Here is a 19732-nt window from a genome sequence, read left to right as displayed (position 1 = left end):
AAAATATTCACTAATTCAGTTAGTTTTGGTAACTGCTCAACTAAAGTGTTCAATGATTCCTGAACCTCAGGCTTTAAAAGCTGATCAAGGATATCCAATTGTTCTTGGTTTGCAGAAATATTAAGTGTTTCATGTTCAGGTTTTGAGACTACATCTACCATATCTAATTCCCCTTTAAACTTAATTATTTTGATTTATGTGTTTTCCGCCGATACTACTAATCATACGACTCTAACCTCTTAATTTCAAATATTTCTTTTGTGATACGAATATAATTTTTATAGTTATTATTAACAGTTATTAGGTGGGTTTTGTGATTTCACTTAATATTCCAAAAAAATATTAAGATTATTCTGGTTATAATACCTTAAATAAACAGACATTCTATAAGAATTACGATTGGGATTCACCGCATTTCCTATAATATAGGGGGCAGGATCTTTCGGTTATCGCCGGCTATCGGCAGAATATGTAGACATCTTTTGTTTTGAATATATATTTGGTTTGCTATAATGACCATAATCTTTGAATATGCCATGCCTGAATGTGACCCAGGAATATTTTATCTGGTTTAGGGTAAAGAATATTATCGGAATTGGAGATGATGCCCTTGGTAGAACGCAGGATATTAAAGATCCGTGGTGAGAATATCGAAATATCCTCCAGGTATAATGAAAAATATAGTAAATGGAATTGTACAGCCAAAATTCCCAATAGTTCCATCATAGCTTATTGTCGTGATAAGAATAGGCTTCGTGCTGAGACAGTTTCTATGAGCAGGTTAATAATTACATATGATGACTATAAAGTTGTCTGAGATGTAATGGGATAATTCATAAATAGGAAAAAGGCGCATAACCTAGAAGATGATGGTTGGGCGCCTTTTTTATTGTATAAAGAAGAAGGAATAATGCTAAGTTTCATCATCGTCCCCTATATATCTTCGAAAATGGAGATATATCTTCGAAAACTCCTGATTTATCTACGAATTATTCGATTTATCGATTTTTCGACAAAACTCTTTATAAAATAGCTATTTTCTTATTGAAATGCAACGAAATTGTCAAAATAATATCAGAAAATACTGATAAGGATAGTAAAATTATGTTAATATATTTAAAAAAAGTATTATTTTCTAAGTAATACTAATTTATTTTTCAACGATCTCCATAAATGGAGTGAGGGGCCTGACCTTTTTATAAACAGTAATTAGCAGGCTTACAGAATAAGAGTATCAATTGATTTTGCTACAATAAACTGAAATGGAGTGATAGAATGGTTAATATTACCGGATATGGCAAAGCGACACAAGAAGCGGTGGATAATTTTCAGGAATTTGTGGGTTTTGAGATCCCTGCAGATTATAAACAATTTCTCCTTACGCATAATGGCGGCACAACTGCGGTTCAAAACAGTAAGTTTTATGTAGATGGATTAGACACGCTCGTTTGCTTAAATGTACTTTATGGATTAGAACTTCAAGATAAAGAACTGGATTTACAGAAATGGCATGAAGAAAATAGGGAAGACTTACATAAGAATTGCATTATAATAGGTAATGATACATGTGCAGGTAAAATCTTGCTGATAGATAACGAAGAGGAAAAGGGAGTTTACTTCTGGGATCAGGGGTGGTATTCGGATCCATCAAGTCAGGATGAAAATATTTATAAAGTTGCATCGAGTTTTAAATCCTTCATTGAGGGATTGAAAATCCCGGAAGAAATCTAATTTTATTTGAATCCCCTTGATTGGCTCATACCATTCAAGGTTTTTTATTTTCATTTCAATAGCTGGATTGATATGAAGGATTGTCATGTTAATGAGGAGAAAAAGATGTATAAAATATTATTGGTTGAAGACGATTTCAAAATAGCGGGAATCTTGGTCAATTATTTAAAAAGGTACGGTTATGAGGTATTTGAAGTGAAGCAATTGGACCATGTCTTTGCTGAGTTCCAAGAGGTAAAGCCAGATTTGGTTTTATTGGATATTAATCTGCCCTATTATGATGGTTTTCATTGGTGCCGGCTAATAAGGACCGTTTCAAAGGTTCCCATCATATTCATCTCTGCAAGGACAGATGAAATGAACCAAGTCATGGCCATTGAATATGGGGGAGATGATTATTTAACAAAACCGTTTCATTTGGAAGTGGTACTAGCGAAAATAAAGAGTGTCCTACGCAGGGTTTATGGTGAATATGCGGAAATATTTTCATTCCACCAAAAAATAAAGGAAATGGACGGATTAACGCTTTATACGGAAAAAGCGATGATCGAATATGAGGACAATCGGGTAATGTTAACTCAAAATGAGTTGAAATTATTGAGTTGTTTACTACGACAGTATGACACCATTGTCTCGCGTGAAGATTTACTTGAAGCATTATGGAATGATGATTCATTTGTTGATGACAATACATTGACCGTCAATGTCACAAGGGTACGGAGAAAACTTGAGGATATTGGCGTCAACCACGCCATAACAACTAGCAGGGGAAAAGGATATCGACTAAAAATAGTGCAAGGTGAAGAAAAGTGAAGCTGAAATCCTTTATAAATGACCGTCTTTATTTTATTTTTTATACCGTTCTATTGGTAAGCCTGCTTATTATTGCTTATGCATTAGCCGTTCTGGAAGCTGGGAATCACATATCGATTTCAAATATCATCTATTTAATTATTCTTGCGTTGTTTATGATGCTTCTATTTTTAGCGACCGATTACATAAGGCATTACCGTTTTCTTAATCAATTAGCAAGGATGAAGCAAGAACCTAGCTTGTCGTTTGAATATGTCGAAGCCTTTAGGGACCCCCTGTCAAATGAACAAAAGTTGTGGATGGAGCTTTTTCAACAAATGAACCAGGTAACAATTGGACAATTACAAGAACAAATCAAACAGAAGGAGCAATATGAGCTGTTGATTCATCATTGGGCTCATCAAATGAAGACACCCGTTTCAGTCATTTCCTTACTGGTTCAAGAAGGCAAAAGGACATTTTCGAATGAGTCGATGAAGGATTATCTTAAAGAGATAGAAGAAGAAAATGATCGATTTCGCAGAGGGCTGGAAATTATATTGCATGGAGCAAGGCTACAGCGTTTTTCAGAGGATGTAAAATCGGAGCGGGTTGACTTAATTAATCTAGTCAAGCAAGTGATTAACGAGGAAAAGAAACAGTTCATCAAACGGTTCATATATCCCAGGCTTGACACGGAGCTTGAGAATTTATATGTGCATTCGGATCGTAAGTGGCTCCACTTCGCCATTAGTCAGGTGGTCTTTAATGCACTGAAGTATTCAAGGCAGGAAGAGCACGACAGCATAACGTTCAGCATTTTTGAAAAAGAGTCGGAGATTTTCCTAAGGATAACAGATCAGGGAATTGGAATTGTCCCACATGATGTAAAACGGGTGTTTGATCCATTTTTTACTGGAGAGAACGGGCGAGTCCAACAAGAGTCAACCGGGATGGGACTATTTCTAGTGAAGGAAATCGTTAACAGGCTAGGGCATGATGTTACCATTCAATCGACTGTATCAGAAGGGACTACTGTGGAATTTCTCTTTAAGACAAATACCTTACATGAAAGGTGACAGAATTGTAAGGGTGTTAAACGATTATGTAATAAACTTCGATGGGAGCCTCCCGCTTTATTCATTATACTTACGGTAAGAAAGGGAGGTATTCAGGATGTCGATTTTAAAAGCGGAGCAATTATCCAAAACTTATTTTCAAAAGCAGGGGAATTTATTTCATAAAGCGTTACATAATTTCACCATGAATGTACAGAAAGGGGAATTTGTCGGGGTGATGGGTCCATCAGGCAGCGGGAAAACCACTCTGCTTAACTTAATGGCCACGATTGATAAGCCCACCGCAGGTAAAGTCATTCTAAATGATCAAAATCCTAATGAATTAAACAATCAGGACCTGGCTTTGTTTCGCAGGAGGGAAATTGGATTTGTTTTTCAAGACTTCAACCTTCTTGATACACTTACCGTTCGCGAAAATATCCTCCTTCCTTTAGCGTTAGATCATTATAAATTGAAGGAAATGGAAAATAGGGTAAATCAATTGGCGAGCCTTCTTGGTATAGAAGGGATTTTAGAAAAGCGGACTTATGAAATTTCCGGAGGTCAGCAGCAACGAACGGCTTGTGCAAGAGCGATGATTCATGAGCCTTCCATTATTTTAGCGGATGAACCTACTGGTAATTTGGATTCCAAATCCGCCAAGCAGGTAATGGATACCCTCACGACACTTCAGGAGAAAAAGGGAGCAACCATCCTCATGGTCACTCATGACCCGACTGCCGCCAGCTTCTGTGACCGGATTCTATTCATAAAGGATGGCAAGTTCTTTTCGGAGGTGCACAGCGGAGGGGAAAGACAGAGTTTCCATCAAAGGATTTTAGATACGTTAAGCGTTTTGGGAGGAGTTTATCATGAACATCCGACTTCTCGCTAAGAGAAATATCCAAGGAAATGCACAACGTTATCTAGCTTATTTTTTCAGTATTGTCCTTTCCGTCTCAATCTTTTTTATTTACGCATCATTTATCTTTCATCCTGATGTGGTCCATGCGAATATCCCTGGGGGACAGCTAATTAGTAGGGGACTCATTGCAGCAGAAATTGTGATCATCATATTTTCGGTTTTCTTTATCGCTTATTCGAATGCCGCATTTATACAGCCGCGAAAAAAAGAGTTTGGGCTGCTGACACTGCTTGGAATGTCCAAATCCCAACTAAGAAAACTGATTTACCTGGAGCAAACGATGGTTTCCCTCATATCAATCCTGATTGGGGTAGGCTTGGGGTTTTTGTTCTCAAAGTTATTCTTAATGGCAGTTTCTTGGTTATTGGCTGTAGAGCAACCAATATCGTTTGTCTTTGTCCCTGAGGCCTTTGTTTATACGATTGTTGGTTTCGTTTTGCTATTTCAGCTATTATCGCTCCTTTCATTGTTCCACATTGGAAATGCGGAGGTGGTCGATTTACTAAAAGATAAACAAAAACCAAAAAAGACGCCCTTCGTTTCAAAGTGGTTAATTGCATTATCAGCCGTTTGCTTAAGCGTTTCTTATTATTTGGCAGGCACAATGTCGATGAATAATTCTTATATTCGAGTAATGCCCATTTTATTCTTCGTTCTGATCGGCACCTATTTTTTATTCAGCCAAAGTATTGTCGCTCTTTGCAGCAGGCTTTACCGGAAGAAGAAAAGCTTATATGGTGGAACGAATTTAATCACTCAAACAAACCTAATATTTAATATTAAAGACTATTCCAGATTATTCTTTTTGACCTCGATCATTACAGCCGTCATTTTGACAGCTGCAGGCACACTTTTCATGTTCAGTGCAGACTTAAAAAAGCAAGGGATAAATAACATTCCGCAATCAATTGGCTGGGTGGAAAATGACGCTTCTATATATTCCATTATTGAACCATCCGCAGTAGAGAAAGCATTAAAGGAAGATGGATTCAAGATCCTTTACAAAGTAAATATGACAGGTTTACCCATTACCCACATGTTACCCCATATGAGAACGGGAGAATCCAATGAAAATAGGTCATTATTAATCTCGGAAAGTGATTATAACAATGTGGCTGCATTGCGAAAAATTGATCCAGTAAAGTTATCTGGAAAGGAAGCGTTATACGTTTTTCCTTATGGAGGACTGGATTATCAATTCGTCCAAAAGGGAGAACAAAAGGAACTTCACTATGGTAAACAAACTATACAGGTAACAATAATTGGTCAGCGCAATCAATCCATTGTCGCCCCCATAAAGTCAGCAACGACCCTGATGGTGGTCGATGATCAGCTGTATCATGAACTCACTGCTGATGTGCCTTTAAAAGAAAAGGTAAGAGTACGCGGGTATGAAATTAGAGATTGGGAAGAATCAATGGAAACATCCAGTAAAATCGAAAAAATGTCTAATAATCCAGACCATCAACTGCAAACAAGAGCTCCGATTTATCAAGAAATGAAACAGGGAAGCCTTTTGATACTTTTTATCGGCTTGTTTGTCAGTTTATTATTCTTTATCGTCCAAGGAAGCATGATGTATCTGCGAGTTTTTACGAATTTAGAAGATAAAAAAATCCAAATTCATGCCCTTCATCGATTGGGACTGACAAAAAAAGAAATACGGCAAATTTTAAGTGAGGAAATACGCATCCTCTTTTTCGCTCCATTTTTGATAGGGATGATTCATGCCATAATCGCCTATGTGGCATTAAGCAATTTATTGGGATCCAACTTATTCGTCTATTCTGCTATGGTCATCGGAACGTATTTTCTTTTTCAACTGCTATATTATCAAGTAACAAAAAAGATGTATGAGCGGGCAGTCATCAATTCGATTAAATAAAAGCTATCATATGTAAATGGAATCAGGGGACAGGCCCTGATTCCATTTTTGTTTTCCTGAATGATAAATTAGTTAATATGTACTGTTGAAAAAGGAGTGATTCACTATTTTTGCGCAACTTAATATAAAAAGTGAGAATTATGGTGTAATTTTACAAATGTAACCTCTAGATTCTTGTAATATTTTCATATAAAGGGTAAAATTATTTATTTGAAGAGAAAGTACCAAACCCAACATCGTTAATTTCCCCCTTTTTCTTACAAAAAATCATATTAGTATAATTAATTATTGGAAATGAAATGATTTATTAGAAAAAATTATTAGTTGATTCAGTGTAGATAAAATATGAAAAAGTTATATGATCGAAAGTTAGTGGGTAATCTGTTAATTACTTGATTAATTATAGTATTATATGCCTGGGATTATCGAAGATTATTAGATTTTTTCTTTATTTCTTTGTCCCTTTATATAGTAAACTCAGACTAGGTTCGTTAACTTTTAGCTGCTAGAGATGAGGTAAGTTTAATCCTATGAAAAATAAAAAGTTAAGGGCGCTTCTTTATTTGACCATTCTTTTATTGATTGTTTTCATTCTTCTAAATATGTTTTCAACATATTTAAGCATTAAAAATTCTGTGCAAAAATCCGTTGCTAATCAAAACTTGGTAGCTGCTAGATCTATTGCCGACTCGATGGATATAGAGGCCTATCAGCGATTTCTCAATAACCAAGTAAAAAGCCGGGATTATAGGGATATAAAAGCTTACTTAGAGGATGCACGTGAAAAAATAGGAGCATTATATGTTTATACCCTCATGATTGATAATCCGAGAGTATCTAAAGCTATGATTACTGGGTTTTCAAAAGATCATAAAGGGGATTTTCCGATCGGTGGCGTATGTACTGTACCGCCGGAGCAGGTCAAACAGGGGTATGAAGGCAAAAGCTTCATTACCGGGATTCTAGAAGATCCGGAGTATGGTGAGTATTTGACTGTGGGAGTGCCAATGAAAAATCAAGATGGCGACATAATTGGTTTTTTGGGCGTAGATGTGAGCGCAGAAGTTATTAATGCCATTAACGGCAAGGTATTGAAAAGCAGCATTGCCATTCTCGTTTATAATGGTGGATTTGTTATCATGCTGCTGGTTACCTTTTTTGTCATTCAAAAATGGTATCAAAAGGAACTGACACGTGAAGTGGGGGATACGGAAGATACGTATCAATCGGAATTTCAATCTCTCATTGCTTCAGTCCGCTCATTAAGGCATGATTTTTCCAATCATATTCAGGTGATACATGGACTGCTTAAATTAGAGGAGAACGCAAAAGCGCTGGAATACTTAACCGGTCTTTCAAAAGAAGTGCTTTCAATTGAATCGATGAAATTGGATGTGGTTCATCCAGGCTTATCTGTCCTGTTAGAGACTAAAAGGCTCTCGGCCCAGAATTATAACATCGATATTGAGATTGAAGTTTCACCCGAATCCTTTAATAGGGTCAAAACGGTCGATTTGATAAAATTATTATCAAATGTTATCGACAATGCTATTGAGGCAACTATTGAATTGCCAGAGCAAGAACGCCGAATGAATATTGCCTGCAAAGCTGACGATGAAAAGTATACGTTTTTGGTAACGAACACCGGACCAATGATTTCGGAATTAGATCTGGAGAATATATTCGCCAGCGGATTTTCAACCAAAAAGGCACAAAAGGGCAAAGTTCGCGGACAAGGATTGTTCATCGTTAAAGACTTAGTGAACAGATATGATGGCGAGATCCTTGTACAATCCTCTGAAAAAGAAACGACCGTTACGATGATCATACCCGTAAATGGATAAAGCGGCTAATTTGATCTAAGGAAAGACAATAGAAATAAAGGCATGATTCCTCAAATGCAGAAGGAATCATGCCTTTTTTTACGATTTTATTAACTGGATTATATTCCCTTCTGCCAGGGGAAGGAGCAATGGAGCTGTGAGCCTCAAATGTATTTTCGGCAATTTTTCACGCTGACAATCTAAGCGATATGAAGATGTCGATTATTACGGGGAAAATTGAATAAAAGTACCTGAATTGGACATAATGGGTAGATGTTTAGCTGCTTTCATCGAGATTATGATAAGATAGGGAAAAAATCAATTAAGGCAGTGAGATTGTGAAACAACAAAAAGGAAAACTTCTCGTTATCATTGGACCGACTGCTGTTGGGAAGACAAAGATGAGTATTGAGATGGCAAAGTTATTTAATGGTGAAGTTATTAGCGGGGACTCCATGCAGGTTTATAAGGGGATGGATATTGGGACTGCAAAAATCAAGAGGGAAGAAACAGAGGGAATTCCTCATTATTTACTTGATATTAAAGACCCTGATGAACCATTTAGTGCGGCAGAGTTCCAGGAGCGGGCTAATGCTTGTATCGAGGAGATCCAAAGCAGGGGTAAACTTCCCATTATCGTCGGTGGAACAGGATTATACATACAATCGGTCATTTATGATTATCATTTTTCGGAGGCGCCATCCGACCCTGTTTATAGGGAGGGACTCGAAAAGCAGGTTAGGGAGTTGGGGATTGATCCCATTTTCGAACTATTACGCAGCGTTGACCCGGAAAGCGCGAATCGGATTCATCCTAATAATGTAAGAAGGGTGATCAGGGCACTAGAGATTTTTCATTGTACTGGTAAAACAATGAGTGAGCAGCTGAATGAACAGCCTACAGAATTGAAATATGATACGTGTATCATTGGATTGACTATGGAACGTGAAAAGTTATATCAACGCATCGATCAACGTGTTGATGGCATGGTGGAAGAAGGGCTGATTCAAGAGGTAGAGTCATTTTATGAAAAAGGTTTGAGGGATTGCCAATCAATCCAGGCTATAGGCTATAAAGAAATCTATGATTTTTTTGATGGTAGGGCTTCATTGGATGAAGCAGTTGGGACATTAAAACAAAACTCCCGTCGATATGCAAAAAGGCAATTGACCTGGTTTCGGAATAAAATGGATGTAATTTGGTTTGATATGACCGATCTAGAGGGTTTTCCAAAAAAAATACATGAAATATCTGGATTTATAGCAGGAAAGCTTTTCAGTGAAGGCGAATACATAAATTTAGAGAGAAAAGAGGAGGACTAATACATGAAACAATCAGTAAATATTCAAGATCAGTTTCTTAATCAATTACGTAAAGATGGTACGTATGTGACGGTATTTTTATTAAACGGTTTCCAGATTAGAGGACAAGTGAAAGGGTTCGATAATTTTACCGTTTTATTTGAATCAGAGGGCAAACAACAATTAGTCTATAAACATGCGATCTCTACATTTGCTCCACAACGTAATGTTCAGATTGATTACGAAGTGAAGGAATAATCATATATATGAATGTAAAAAACAGGTTTAGCTTATAGCGACCTGTTTTTTTTTACATGCACTTCTCTGTTCTTTTTCAAAGAATCGATAATTTTACGTACCTGATTTGAATATATATTAAGGAATGGATTATTTTCCGGGAAACCGCAGGAAATGACATTACCCCTAATAAATTGGTGAACGGGAATGGAGTTTGTCGAAACGAATCCTCCAAGGAAAAAAATCCTGTCAGAATAAGTCGCTTAATCAGATAGGAATGGGGCTTAATCTCTAAAAGAAATAAACGAATTTTCCGATGGGTTAGTTTTGGCTATGCAGCATATGCCTATGACAATCATAAATCGAAAATTGTGGTGTTAGAGTTAGGGTCCAAGATGGAGAGGTGAATGCATTGGAACAACCGATCCGTATGAAAAATAACGGGCAAATCAATATTGTGTTTAATGCTGAAAACAGAAAAGCGCTACAAAAGGATCTGCCGATAAAAGAAATTTTGGTGCAGGAAATCCCCCACCAGCATGTGGCATTGAAAGAGATTGAAGATGAACTGAAATCGCTGGTCGGAATGGAAGAAATGAAACGGATGATAAAAGAGATATATGCCTGGATTTACATCAATAAACAACGTGAGTCAAAGGGGCTGAAAACGGGCAGGCAAGCACTGCATATGATGTTTAAAGGAAATCCCGGAACAGGGAAAACAACGGTTGCACGTTTAATCGGTAAGTTGTTTCAAAAAATGAATGTACTTTCGAAAGGGCATTTAATTGAGGCGGAGAGGGCAGATTTGGTCGGGGAATACATTGGTCATACTGCCCAAAAAACAAGGGATTTAATTAAAAAGGCCATTGGCGGGATCTTGTTTATTGATGAAGCCTATTCCTTGGGAAGAGGCGGGGAAAAGGATTTTGGAAAAGAAGCCATAGATACCCTTGTCAAGCATATGGAGGATCGGCAGCACGAATTCATTTTGATCCTTGCTGGTTATTCGAGGGAAATGGAGTATTTCCTCAGCCTTAATCCTGGTCTTCATTCCAGGTTCCCGCTTGTTATTGATTTTCCGGATTATACGATTGAACAGTTAATGGAAATAGCCGATCGGATGCTGCAGGAAAAGGAGTATCTAATGAATCGGGATGCCGAAAGGAAATTAAAAGAACATTTAATCATATTGCGTTCATTCCGGGGACCTATTTCATTTTCAAACGGACGTTATATCCGCAATGTACTTGAAAAGTCTATTAGGGCGCAGGCAATGCGGCTTTTACTGGAAGATTCATTTGAAAAATCCGATTTACTGACGCTTACCAGCCAAGATTTGGTTTTCGAGGAGGATGAGAAAGAATGACATGGAAAAGCCCGCCAAGATGGCGGGCTTTTCAAATTTATGTTTTAGGCACCCATTTCTTATTAGGAAGATGCCAATTATTGGTGTAAGAAAGGACTCGCAATATCGTGATGACGGCAAAGAGCGAATAAAGCTGCCATGACTGGGATAATACACCACTTCCTAAAGCCAAGCCTGCAATGATGGCCCATACTGCGTAGATTTCTTTTCTGAAGACCAATGGCTTTCTTCCAGCTAGCACGTCACGGAGTATCCCGCCTCCGCATCCGGTTAATGCAGCTGATACAATGATGGCGCTTATTGGATGATTAAGTTCCACAGCATACATCGCCCCTTGGATGGCAAAGGCTGAAAGGCCAATGGCATCACTGAGGTTTCCCCATCTGTCCCAGTGCTTTGAAAGGTTTGTAGGAAAAACAAAAACGATGGTGATGGATACTAAAGCGATGACAAAATAGAAACTTTGATCCCATAACGCTGAAACGGGGACACCGATCAACAGATTACGGATCGCCCCTCCGCCAAAGGCGGTTATGATTCCTAAAATATAAACTCCTAAAATATCATACTCTTCTTCCATGGCGATGATGGTTCCGCTTATAGCGAATGCAATCGTACCTATGAAGCTCAATACTTCCCATGTCATATGAATGTCCCTCTATGTCTTTTCGATTTTGATGGTAAAGCCAAATTTGATTTTAGCATGTTATCGGAATTTTTAAAACGGTTAAAAGCTTCGTTTTGAGGAAATTTTTATATATTCATTTTTTTTGTTATGATTAACTGAAATCTACCAGAAGGTGGTGCATATGATTTGGAAGAAGCAATAAAGGAAACGGCCGTGTTGATTGGATGTCAAACAACTGAGGCTAATGAACGTTTTGAATATTCACTCGATGAACTGGCTTCTTTGGCGAAGACGGCGAATGGTGAGGTTTTAATGACCATCTCCCAGAAAAGGGAAAGTGTCGATCCGGCTACATATATAGGAAAAGGAAAAGTGGAGGAACTTCGGAATCTGGAAGAGGAGCTGGAGCCGGATTTATTTATCTTTAATGATGAACTATCCCCAAGCCAGATTCGGAACCTTTCGAAACAATTGGAGGCAAGGATCATTGACCGAACACAGCTAATATTGGATATTTTTGCTCAGCGGGCGCGATCCAGAGAAGGGAAGCTGCAGGTTGAACTTGCACAGCTCCAATATTTATTGCCGCGTTTGGTCGGACAGGGGACGGCGATGTCCAGGCTAGGAGGGGGAATCGGCACCAGGGGACCAGGGGAGACGAAGCTGGAAAGCGACCGACGCCACATCCGTGGGAAAATAGATGAAATCAAGCAACAATTAAGTGGAATAGTGAAGCATCGTGAACGCTATCGTAATAGAAGGAAACGTAATAAGGCTTTTCAAATAGCACTTGTGGGATACACGAATGCAGGTAAATCAACGCTGTTCAACCGTTTGACAGAGGCGGATTCATTCGAAGAGAACCAATTGTTCGCTACATTGGATCCCATGACACGAAAGGCGATTCTTCCTAGCGGATTTACCGTGCTGCTCACGGATACGGTTGGATTCATACAAGATTTGCCGACATCATTAATTGCCGCATTCCGTTCTACCTTGGAAGAAGTGAAAGAAGCGGATCTATTGCTCCATGTGGTCGATTCCTCAAGTACGGATTACTTTAATCATCAGAAAACGGTGCAGGATTTGCTAAATGACTTAGATGTCCCTTCCATTCCACAGCTAACGTTGTATAATAAGAAAGATAAGATTCACGCTGATTTTGTCAGGTCAGCAAGTCGTGCTTCATTAATGATCAGTGCCTATGAACAATCGGACCTGAATCAAATCATGGAAGAAATTGAAAAGTACGTGATTGAAGAAATGGTCCCGTATCATGTTTTCTTGCCGTCGAGTGAGGGTAAATTATTATCACAGCTGAAAAATGAAACCATATTGCGCATTCTATCCTTTAATGAAGAATCGGAAAGGTATGAATGCAAAGGTTTTTGTCTAGCTGATCATCCAATAACCGGGCAGTTGGAGAAATATTCATTATAAAGGGGAATTTTGATGTATCAGCAGTTAACTAATGGAGAAGTGTTGAAAAATATTGCCCAGGAAGTGGAAGCAATGATTTCTCCGTTACATAAGCAAGTGGACGAACGAATTGAAGAAAATCAATTTCGCGTATTACAAAGTTATCAAGCACATAGAGTGAGTGATTCCCATTTCATCCCGACTACAGGGTATGGATACGACGATATGGGCCGCGATACGCTGGAATTGATATATGCAGATGTATTTGGAGCGGAAGCTGGATTGGTGCGCCCCCAAATTATTTCAGGCACACACGCCATCTCCACCGCTCTTTTCGGCATATTGCGTCCAGGGGATGAATTGTTATACATAACTGGTAAGCCGTATGATACTTTGGAAGAAATTGTAGGGATCCGGGGTTCGGGTATCGGATCTTTGCGTGATTTTCAAATCAGCTATAAGGCCGTTCCGTTAGAAGAAACTGGAACCGTTGATTTCGAGGCCGTCAAACAAGCCATTCAACCAAATACGAAGATGATCGGTATACAACGGTCAAAAGGGTATGCTACACGACCTTCCTTTACAATTGATGAAATAAGGGAAATGATTTCTTTTGTAAAAGACATTAACCCTGAAATCGTCGTGTTCGTGGACAACTGTTATGGAGAGTTTGTTGAGACACAAGAACCATGTCACGTCGGAGCGGATTTAATGGCAGGTTCACTCATTAAAAACCCCGGTGGCGGGATAGTGAAGACCGGAGGATACATTGTTGGTAAAAAGGACCTGGTTGAAGCTTGCTCCTATCGGTTAACATCGCCAGGAATAGGGGCTGAAGCAGGTGCGTCGCTTTATAGTCTGCAGGAAATGTACCAAGGATTCTTCCTTGCACCACATGTCGTTGGCCAAGCTGTTAAAGGAGCCATGTTCACAGCTGCCTTTTTAGAAAAACTCGGTATGAATACATCCCCTAAATGGGATGCGAAGCGAACTGACTTGATTCAATCCGTCCAATTTAATGACCGGGATAAGATGGTTGCCTTCTGTCAGGCCATCCAATATGCATCACCAATCAATTCACATGTGACACCATATCCTGCCTATATGCCAGGATATGAAGACGATGTAATCATGGCTGCTGGCACCTTTATACAAGGGGCAAGCATTGAACTTACGGCAGATGGTCCGACAAGGGCTCCATATGTTGCCTACGTTCAAGGCGGATTGACATACGCCCATGTTAAAGTAGCTGTATTGACTGCTGTGAATGCGCTAATGGACAAAAAGCTGATTCAATTGTAAATGAAATTATGTCACGTATGTTATGGGAATCCAAAGACAATTGGATTCCTGTAAAAGCAATAGTCATAATATTTGAGTAGTAACAAATCATTTAATTTTTCTGAAAAAAACACGTCATAAAATGTAACATGATATTGACAAGTTTAATAACATGATATAAGATGAATTTAGATAAACAAAAGGAGGATGCTAAGAATGAGCGGCAACAACATTCGGCGTTCGATGCCTCTTTTTTCCATCGGAATCGTCATGCAGCTAACTGAGTTGTCTGCACGCCAAATTCGGTATTACGAAGAGCATCAACTTATTACTCCTATGAGAACAGATGGAAATCGTCGGGTTTTTTCATTAAACGATATCGATCGACTGCTTGAGATTAAAGACTTAATCGAACAAGGAGTCAATCTAGCCGGCATCAAAAAGATTTTCACTGTAAAGGAACAGAATTTACCTAAAACTCAAGAATTAGAACAAGCGGAAAAGATAAGACAGGACCTAAGTGACGAGGAGCTTCGCAAGCTTCTGCGTGCCGAGCTTTTACAAGGAAGCAGGCATCGAACATCTCTTCGACAAGGGGATATGTCCCGTTTTTTCCAATAAAAATATGATTTATGAATGATTATTAGGGGGAATAGAAATTGGCAAAGTTCACACGTGAAGACATCACTCGTTTAGCGAAAGAAGAAAATGTTAAGTACATTCGTTTACAATTTACTGACATTTTAGGGACAATTAAAAACGTTGAAATCCCAGTCAGTCAATTAGAAAAAGCACTTGATAATAAAATGATGTTTGACGGATCTTCCATTGAAGGCTTCGTACGTATCGAAGAGTCTGATATGTACCTATATCCTGATTTAAATACATGGGTTATCTTCCCTTGGACTTCCGAAAAAGGTAAAGTCGCACGTTTAATCTGTGATATTTACAATACGGATGGAACACCTTTTGATGGAGATCCACGTGCAAACCTAAAACGTGTTCTTGCAGAAGCAAGAGAAATGGGCTTCACAGATTTCAATCTTGGACCTGAACCTGAATTCTTCCTATTCAAACTGGATGCAGCAGGCGAGCCGACTCTAGAATTGAACGATAAAGGCGGATATTTTGACCTTGCACCTACTGACCTAGGAGAAAACTGCCGTCGTGATATCGTTCTTGAGCTTGAAGAAATGGGATTTGAAATCGAAGCATCCCACCATGAAGTAGCTCCTGGACAACATGAAATTGACTTTAAATATGCAGATGCAATTTCAGCTTGTGATAACATCCAAACATTTAAATTGGTTGTTAAAACGATTGCCCGTAAACATGGTTTACACGCAACATTCATGCCAAAACCATTGTTCGGTGTTAACGGATCTGGTATGCACTGTAACGTTTCTCTATTCAAAGGCAACGAAAACGCATTTTATGATAAAGAAGGTAAATTGGAATTAAGTAAAACAGCTGAGCAATTTATCGCAGGTATCATTAAGCATGCTCCAAGCTTCACTGCTGTAACAAACCCAACTGTTAACTCATACAAACGTCTAGTTCCTGGTTACGAAGCTCCTTGTTATGTTGCATGGTCCGCTAAAAACCGTAGCCCACTAATCCGTATCCCGGCTTCACGCGGAGTAAGTACTCGCGTAGAGGTACGTAGTGTCGATCCAGCAGCAAACCCATACTTGGCACTTGCAGTTCTGCTAAAAGCTGGTCTTGACGGTATCAAGAACGACTTGACTCCTCCAGCTCCAGTTGACCGCAATATCTATGTAATGAATAAAGAAGAGCGTGAAGAAGTAGGTATCGTTGATCTACCAGCTACTTTATATGCTGCATTGGAAACATTAAAATCCAATGAAGTCATCAAAGAAGCATTAGGTGAACATTTACTTGAACACTTCGTCGAAGCAAAAGAAATCGAGTGGGATATGTTTAGAACACAAGTTCACCCATGGGAACGCGAACAATATATGTCAATGTATTAATAGCTTTAAAGCCTTGGTATTACTGAGTTTCTCAGTTGCCAAGGCTTTTTTTATTTTTATAAAATGAAAGGGAACTGGCTGGCTGACCACATTTTGACCACATTTCAAACTATTTCATAATCAACTGGGCATAATGTGGATAGCATTCCGGGACCTAAGACTAGAGCAGCCATTGTCACTGTCAAAAAAGGTGCAAAAGGCAATCTTACATGGATTCTCCAGGGTGCACTTTTTACTGAAGGATATAGCCCTGAATCACTCGATTCTATCTTTGGAAAAGGTACTGAAACTGCATTAGCTAACCAGAAAGCGCGTGATATTTCAGTTGATAGGAAGGCGGGTAAAGCTACTTTCACTGAGAATTGGTTGCTGGATAAGGAAAATTTTAACTTTTAAGTAGTCTTTCTGGACGATTCTTTTCTTTAAATAAATTCTGATATTTCATATTGCTTAAAAAAAGCATTAGGATAAAAATATAAAGGTAAAAACCTATATATTTTTATTAACCTAATGCTTTTTTACAGTAGAAATTTACTTAATTTTAGAGAAGTTTGAGGAAATTGTATTATAGTAATACATCCATTGTCCCAATGCCCAAGCATTAGCTACAACAGCAACAGGACCTGCAACGTTTTTAATAACTGCCTTAAGGGTTTGTAAAGAAATTATTTTGCCTGCAGTTAAACCACCACCTGTGAAAGCAGCGATTAACCAACCAGCTAAAGTTCCATTTTCTACACCTCTTATAGAATCAATCGCTCTTGCATGGGTATCAAATGTTTTAGAACTAAGTTTAGCTGTTTTGGTGCCGGATTTCGCATAGGTTGCAGTACCTTTGTTTGTAGAATAGTTCTTTTTATAGCTCATGTTTAAAACGGAAACTAATGATTTGTTACTTGCTGTAGAAGCAAAGGGTACAAAAACTGGGCCTGTATTCTCAATATTAAGCTCAGGCATTTCTTCATTTTTATAGATTTCTTGATCAGTTATTTTTTCATCTTTAATAATTGTTTCAAAATCTTGTAATAATTCATTTGTCTCTTCGTTATAAGATTTTGTATGGATAACTTTAGATCCATCATCCATAACCTTCGTTATTTCAATATACCTGATTTGGTTGCCATCGATTGATAAAATATAATCGAACTTCTCATCGGTTTCTTTAATTATTGTTAAAGATTCATCTAATACAGGTATTTCAGAATTGGCTGAAGTTTTACTTGGTAGGGCGACTAATACTGTACCAAGTAATAATATAAAACTCATGAAAAATGCAGTTCCTTTTTTAAAATTCATCGCCTTCATTCCTTCCTTTTAAATATATGTACATGTACATATATAAACCTACCATAAAAAGGAAAATAGGAATAAGTATTCAGAATATTACTACTTTTTTCTATTGTCATGTTACTATTTACTTATATATGAATAAATAGAAAAACATAAAATCATGATGAAAGCTAAAAAAATTATTATGCCTATAAGAAAATTAACAGTTAAATAAATTGCCGAGATATTTAAAAGCGCAATTAAAATAAATATATTTATCTTATCTTTAATTTTTAAGAAACATATAAAAATTAAAGATAAAATGAATAAGGAACTTGCTAAATAAAATATTGAATCATATTCTAAGTTATCGCTATACGTTAATAAAACAATCCAGTATAAAACTATAAGTGTTACTATACTAATTATTTTTTTCATAGATTCACCCTCCTTTTTATATGTAAACATATCAAGGTTAAAATATCATATATTATCCTAAAATGTTAGTTTTTGTTGTTATTTAATTAGTAATAAGTCCCACACCAAAATATAACTTGTCCAATAACTTTTTCACAATTCCCAATTCCATTGAAGTATGCAAATGGTACTTTATCATATTTACTCCGCTCTTCACCTTCATGTCAAATTTCTTAAACGCGTGTCTTCAACATAAACTGCCTGTGTAGTAGTCGCTTTATTGGTTTTGTGGTTTTGCGCTTTTATCACCCATCTTGCTAAAACTATTTACAGACTAGGTATAAAAAGTCTGTTTTTTTATACTGTAGTAGATGATGAAGTATGCTCTTTATAACGTGTGATTTTTAAAACACATAAGCGGTCTTTGAGACAGCCGTAATACTGACCTTTATCATTAGTGAAGCCCTTACTCACTTCCGAACGCATCAAGAAAATGATAATTTTCATTTAATTCAATTCTTGATGTTCCATTCTCTTGCTGAGCCAGTAAATTTACGAGAGTATCATCTGGAACAATACTTTATCTTTCGTTTTATTTGTAAGTGTAAAAGTGACAAATAACCCTGGATTAGCCTCCATTGGACTTTGAATAATTTTAGTTTCAGATATTGCTAAACTAAAATCTTCAGTTTCAAGGTTTCCGTTCTCAAACGTTATTGTTGGCTCAAGGGTTTCCTCAGTTGCAGTTTCAGCTGTTGTTGTTTCGTTATTATTTCTTTTATCTTGAGTATCCAAGTTGTTTCCACAAGCAGTAAGCAAAATCATAACAGATAATATAATTAATATTTTCTTCATTCCTCATCCTCCTCATATAAATCATCGACCTTCACATCAAATAATTTAGCTAATAATTAAACGCTTTATCAATTGTGTATTATTTTTTCATATATATCCATTTATGGATATGTTGTTATAAACTCGTTGCAAAATCTGCCATGAAGCTTTTTCAATAAATAGATAATAAAGACAGTGTTTACATATTGTTACATAATATGATGGTTTTATAAACGACTACATGATTAGAGGAGATGGAAATATGAAAAGAGTAATTGTAATGGCATTAATATTTAGTCTATTTTTTAGTACAGCCTTTATCCCAAAAAGTAATGCAGAAACACCGGTAGACAATCAAACAGATTTCTTGAATGAAGCATTTAAAGAATCTACAAGATAGTAATACACAAACTATTGATATTAAAAATGATGATGGTAATATTATTGGTAAAGAAATAATTACTATTACTAGAAAAGTAGAGAAGAATACTAAAGATGGTATTGTAACAATCACTTTAAATAGAGAACCTCATACTGAATTAGATGGTAAAGTAAGTAATTATTGCAGCTTATCAAATATATAGTGCAAGCAATTCAGCTAAGGCAGATATGAAAGAGGCTTATAATCTATTAAAATAAAGGATAGATAAACTAATATGATATTATTACAAGGTTTTCTAATAAGTGCAGTGTGGAGTTAGTATAGTTTCATGGACACATTTTAGTTAAGTCCTTACAATGATTTTTGAGAGGATGTGTCCGTCTTGGA

General features: G+C 37.3%; 20 protein-coding genes and 1 pseudogene. 16 read left to right on the top strand and 5 right to left on the bottom strand.

The features are described from left to right. A pseudogene (locus ACFX4I_RS25520) lies at window positions 1-161 on the bottom strand (DUF1641 domain-containing protein); the annotation flags it as partial. Between the two features lie 1114 nt (window positions 162-1275). Between ACFX4I_RS25520 and ACFX4I_RS25515 the strand changes: the two are divergent. The 9 genes from ACFX4I_RS25515 (at window position 1276) to spoVK (ending at window position 11121) form a co-directional block, all read left to right on the top strand. After that, on the top strand, window positions 1276-1731 hold the full coding sequence (locus ACFX4I_RS25515; protein ID WP_230301469.1) for an SMI1/KNR4 family protein: 456 nt from the start codon (window positions 1276-1278) through the stop codon (window positions 1729-1731). A gap of 105 nt (window positions 1732-1836) precedes the next feature. Beyond that, a complete protein-coding gene (locus ACFX4I_RS25510; protein WP_230301468.1) occupies window positions 1837-2544 on the top strand; it encodes a response regulator transcription factor in 708 nt (235 codons plus the stop codon). Next, the gene (locus ACFX4I_RS25505; RefSeq protein WP_230301467.1) at window positions 2541-3602 is read left to right on the top strand and encodes a sensor histidine kinase; all 1062 of its coding nucleotides are present in this window, start codon (window positions 2541-2543) and stop codon (window positions 3600-3602) included. The genes ACFX4I_RS25510 and ACFX4I_RS25505 overlap by 4 nt, the downstream gene beginning before the upstream one ends. A gap of 97 nt (window positions 3603-3699) precedes the next feature. Beyond that, window positions 3700-4476, top strand: coding sequence for an ABC transporter ATP-binding protein (locus ACFX4I_RS25500; protein WP_230136082.1), 777 nt, complete (start codon window positions 3700-3702; stop codon window positions 4474-4476). After that, entirely contained in the window at window positions 4454-6391 is a 1938-nt protein-coding gene (locus tag ACFX4I_RS25495) for an FtsX-like permease family protein (RefSeq protein ID WP_377423958.1), read from the top strand. The genes ACFX4I_RS25500 and ACFX4I_RS25495 overlap by 23 nt, the downstream gene beginning before the upstream one ends. Before the next feature lie 530 nt (window positions 6392-6921). Beyond that, window positions 6922-8235 carry a sensor histidine kinase gene (locus ACFX4I_RS25490; protein ID WP_230301465.1) on the top strand — a complete coding sequence of 438 codons (1314 nt, stop codon included), beginning with the start codon at window positions 6922-6924 and terminating at the stop codon, window positions 8233-8235. 314 nt (window positions 8236-8549) lie between these two features. Further along, a complete protein-coding gene (gene miaA / locus ACFX4I_RS25485) occupies window positions 8550-9536 on the top strand; it encodes a tRNA (adenosine(37)-N6)-dimethylallyltransferase MiaA (protein WP_230301474.1) in 987 nt (328 codons plus the stop codon). Between the two features lie 3 nt (window positions 9537-9539). Then, window positions 9540-9773, top strand: coding sequence for an RNA chaperone Hfq (hfq, locus tag ACFX4I_RS25480; RefSeq protein ID WP_034313436.1), 234 nt, complete (start codon window positions 9540-9542; stop codon window positions 9771-9773). 391 nt (window positions 9774-10164) lie between these two features. Continuing rightward, window positions 10165-11121 (top strand): stage V sporulation protein K, encoded by a 957-nt coding sequence (gene spoVK / locus ACFX4I_RS25475; RefSeq protein ID WP_230301464.1) that lies wholly within the window; start codon window positions 10165-10167, stop codon window positions 11119-11121. A 37-nt stretch (window positions 11122-11158) separates the two neighbouring features. Here spoVK and ACFX4I_RS25470 read toward each other — a convergent pair whose 3' ends face one another. Beyond that, window positions 11159-11767 carry a trimeric intracellular cation channel family protein gene (locus ACFX4I_RS25470; RefSeq protein WP_057276371.1) on the bottom strand — a complete coding sequence of 203 codons (609 nt, stop codon included), beginning with the start codon at window positions 11765-11767 and terminating at the stop codon, window positions 11159-11161. Between the two features lie 168 nt (window positions 11768-11935). On the opposite strand from ACFX4I_RS25470, the gene hflX reads away from it, so the two are divergent. The 5 genes from hflX to ACFX4I_RS25445 all read left to right on the top strand — a co-directional run bounded on the left by hflX (window position 11936) and on the right by ACFX4I_RS25445 (window position 16839). Further along, complete coding sequence (hflX, locus tag ACFX4I_RS25465) at window positions 11936-13189, top strand: GTPase HflX (protein WP_377423955.1); 1254 nt, start codon at window positions 11936-11938, stop codon at window positions 13187-13189. Window positions 13190-13201: 12 nt separating this feature from the next. Then, entirely contained in the window at window positions 13202-14470 is a 1269-nt protein-coding gene (locus ACFX4I_RS25460; RefSeq protein ID WP_230301462.1) for a methionine gamma-lyase family protein, read from the top strand. Between the two features lie 195 nt (window positions 14471-14665). Beyond that, window positions 14666-15070 carry a MerR family transcriptional regulator gene (locus ACFX4I_RS25455; protein WP_377423953.1) on the top strand — a complete coding sequence of 135 codons (405 nt, stop codon included), beginning with the start codon at window positions 14666-14668 and terminating at the stop codon, window positions 15068-15070. Between the two features lie 38 nt (window positions 15071-15108). Continuing rightward, window positions 15109-16443, top strand: coding sequence for a type I glutamate--ammonia ligase (gene glnA / locus ACFX4I_RS25450; protein WP_230301461.1), 1335 nt, complete (start codon window positions 15109-15111; stop codon window positions 16441-16443). A 135-nt stretch (window positions 16444-16578) separates the two neighbouring features. After that, window positions 16579-16839: a peptidoglycan-binding domain-containing protein gene (locus tag ACFX4I_RS25445; RefSeq protein ID WP_377423951.1), complete on the top strand. Its 261-nt coding sequence runs from the start codon at window positions 16579-16581 to the stop codon at window positions 16837-16839. A 135-nt stretch (window positions 16840-16974) separates the two neighbouring features. Here ACFX4I_RS25445 and ACFX4I_RS25440 read toward each other — a convergent pair whose 3' ends face one another. From ACFX4I_RS25440 to ACFX4I_RS25430, 3 genes are all read right to left on the bottom strand, one after another. Further along, window positions 16975-17739, bottom strand: coding sequence for a hypothetical protein (locus ACFX4I_RS25440; protein ID WP_377423948.1), 765 nt, complete (start codon window positions 17737-17739; stop codon window positions 16975-16977). 114 nt (window positions 17740-17853) lie between these two features. After that, on the bottom strand, window positions 17854-18150 hold the full coding sequence (locus ACFX4I_RS25435; protein ID WP_377423946.1) for a hypothetical protein: 297 nt from the start codon (window positions 18148-18150) through the stop codon (window positions 17854-17856). A gap of 531 nt (window positions 18151-18681) precedes the next feature. Beyond that, entirely contained in the window at window positions 18682-18984 is a 303-nt protein-coding gene (locus tag ACFX4I_RS25430) for a DUF5067 domain-containing protein (RefSeq protein WP_377423944.1), read from the bottom strand. Window positions 18985-19225: 241 nt separating this feature from the next. Here ACFX4I_RS25430 and ACFX4I_RS25425 point away from each other — a divergent pair, with 241 nt between their 5' ends. Both ACFX4I_RS25425 and ACFX4I_RS25420 read left to right on the top strand, forming a co-directional pair. Further along, a complete protein-coding gene (locus ACFX4I_RS25425; protein ID WP_377423942.1) occupies window positions 19226-19363 on the top strand; it encodes a hypothetical protein in 138 nt (45 codons plus the stop codon). Next, on the top strand, window positions 19335-19547 hold the full coding sequence (locus ACFX4I_RS25420; protein WP_377423939.1) for a hypothetical protein: 213 nt from the start codon (window positions 19335-19337) through the stop codon (window positions 19545-19547). The genes ACFX4I_RS25425 and ACFX4I_RS25420 overlap by 29 nt, the downstream gene beginning before the upstream one ends. Window positions 19548-19732 lie beyond the last annotated feature (185 nt).

It is taken from the genome of Peribacillus sp. YIM B13472 (assembly GCF_042788005.1).
Taxonomy (GTDB): domain Bacteria; phylum Bacillota; class Bacilli; order Bacillales; family DSM-1321; genus Peribacillus; species Peribacillus simplex_E.
The sequence above is the reverse complement of the archived record's forward strand: the minus strand, read 5'-3'. Positions and strand labels throughout refer to the sequence as shown.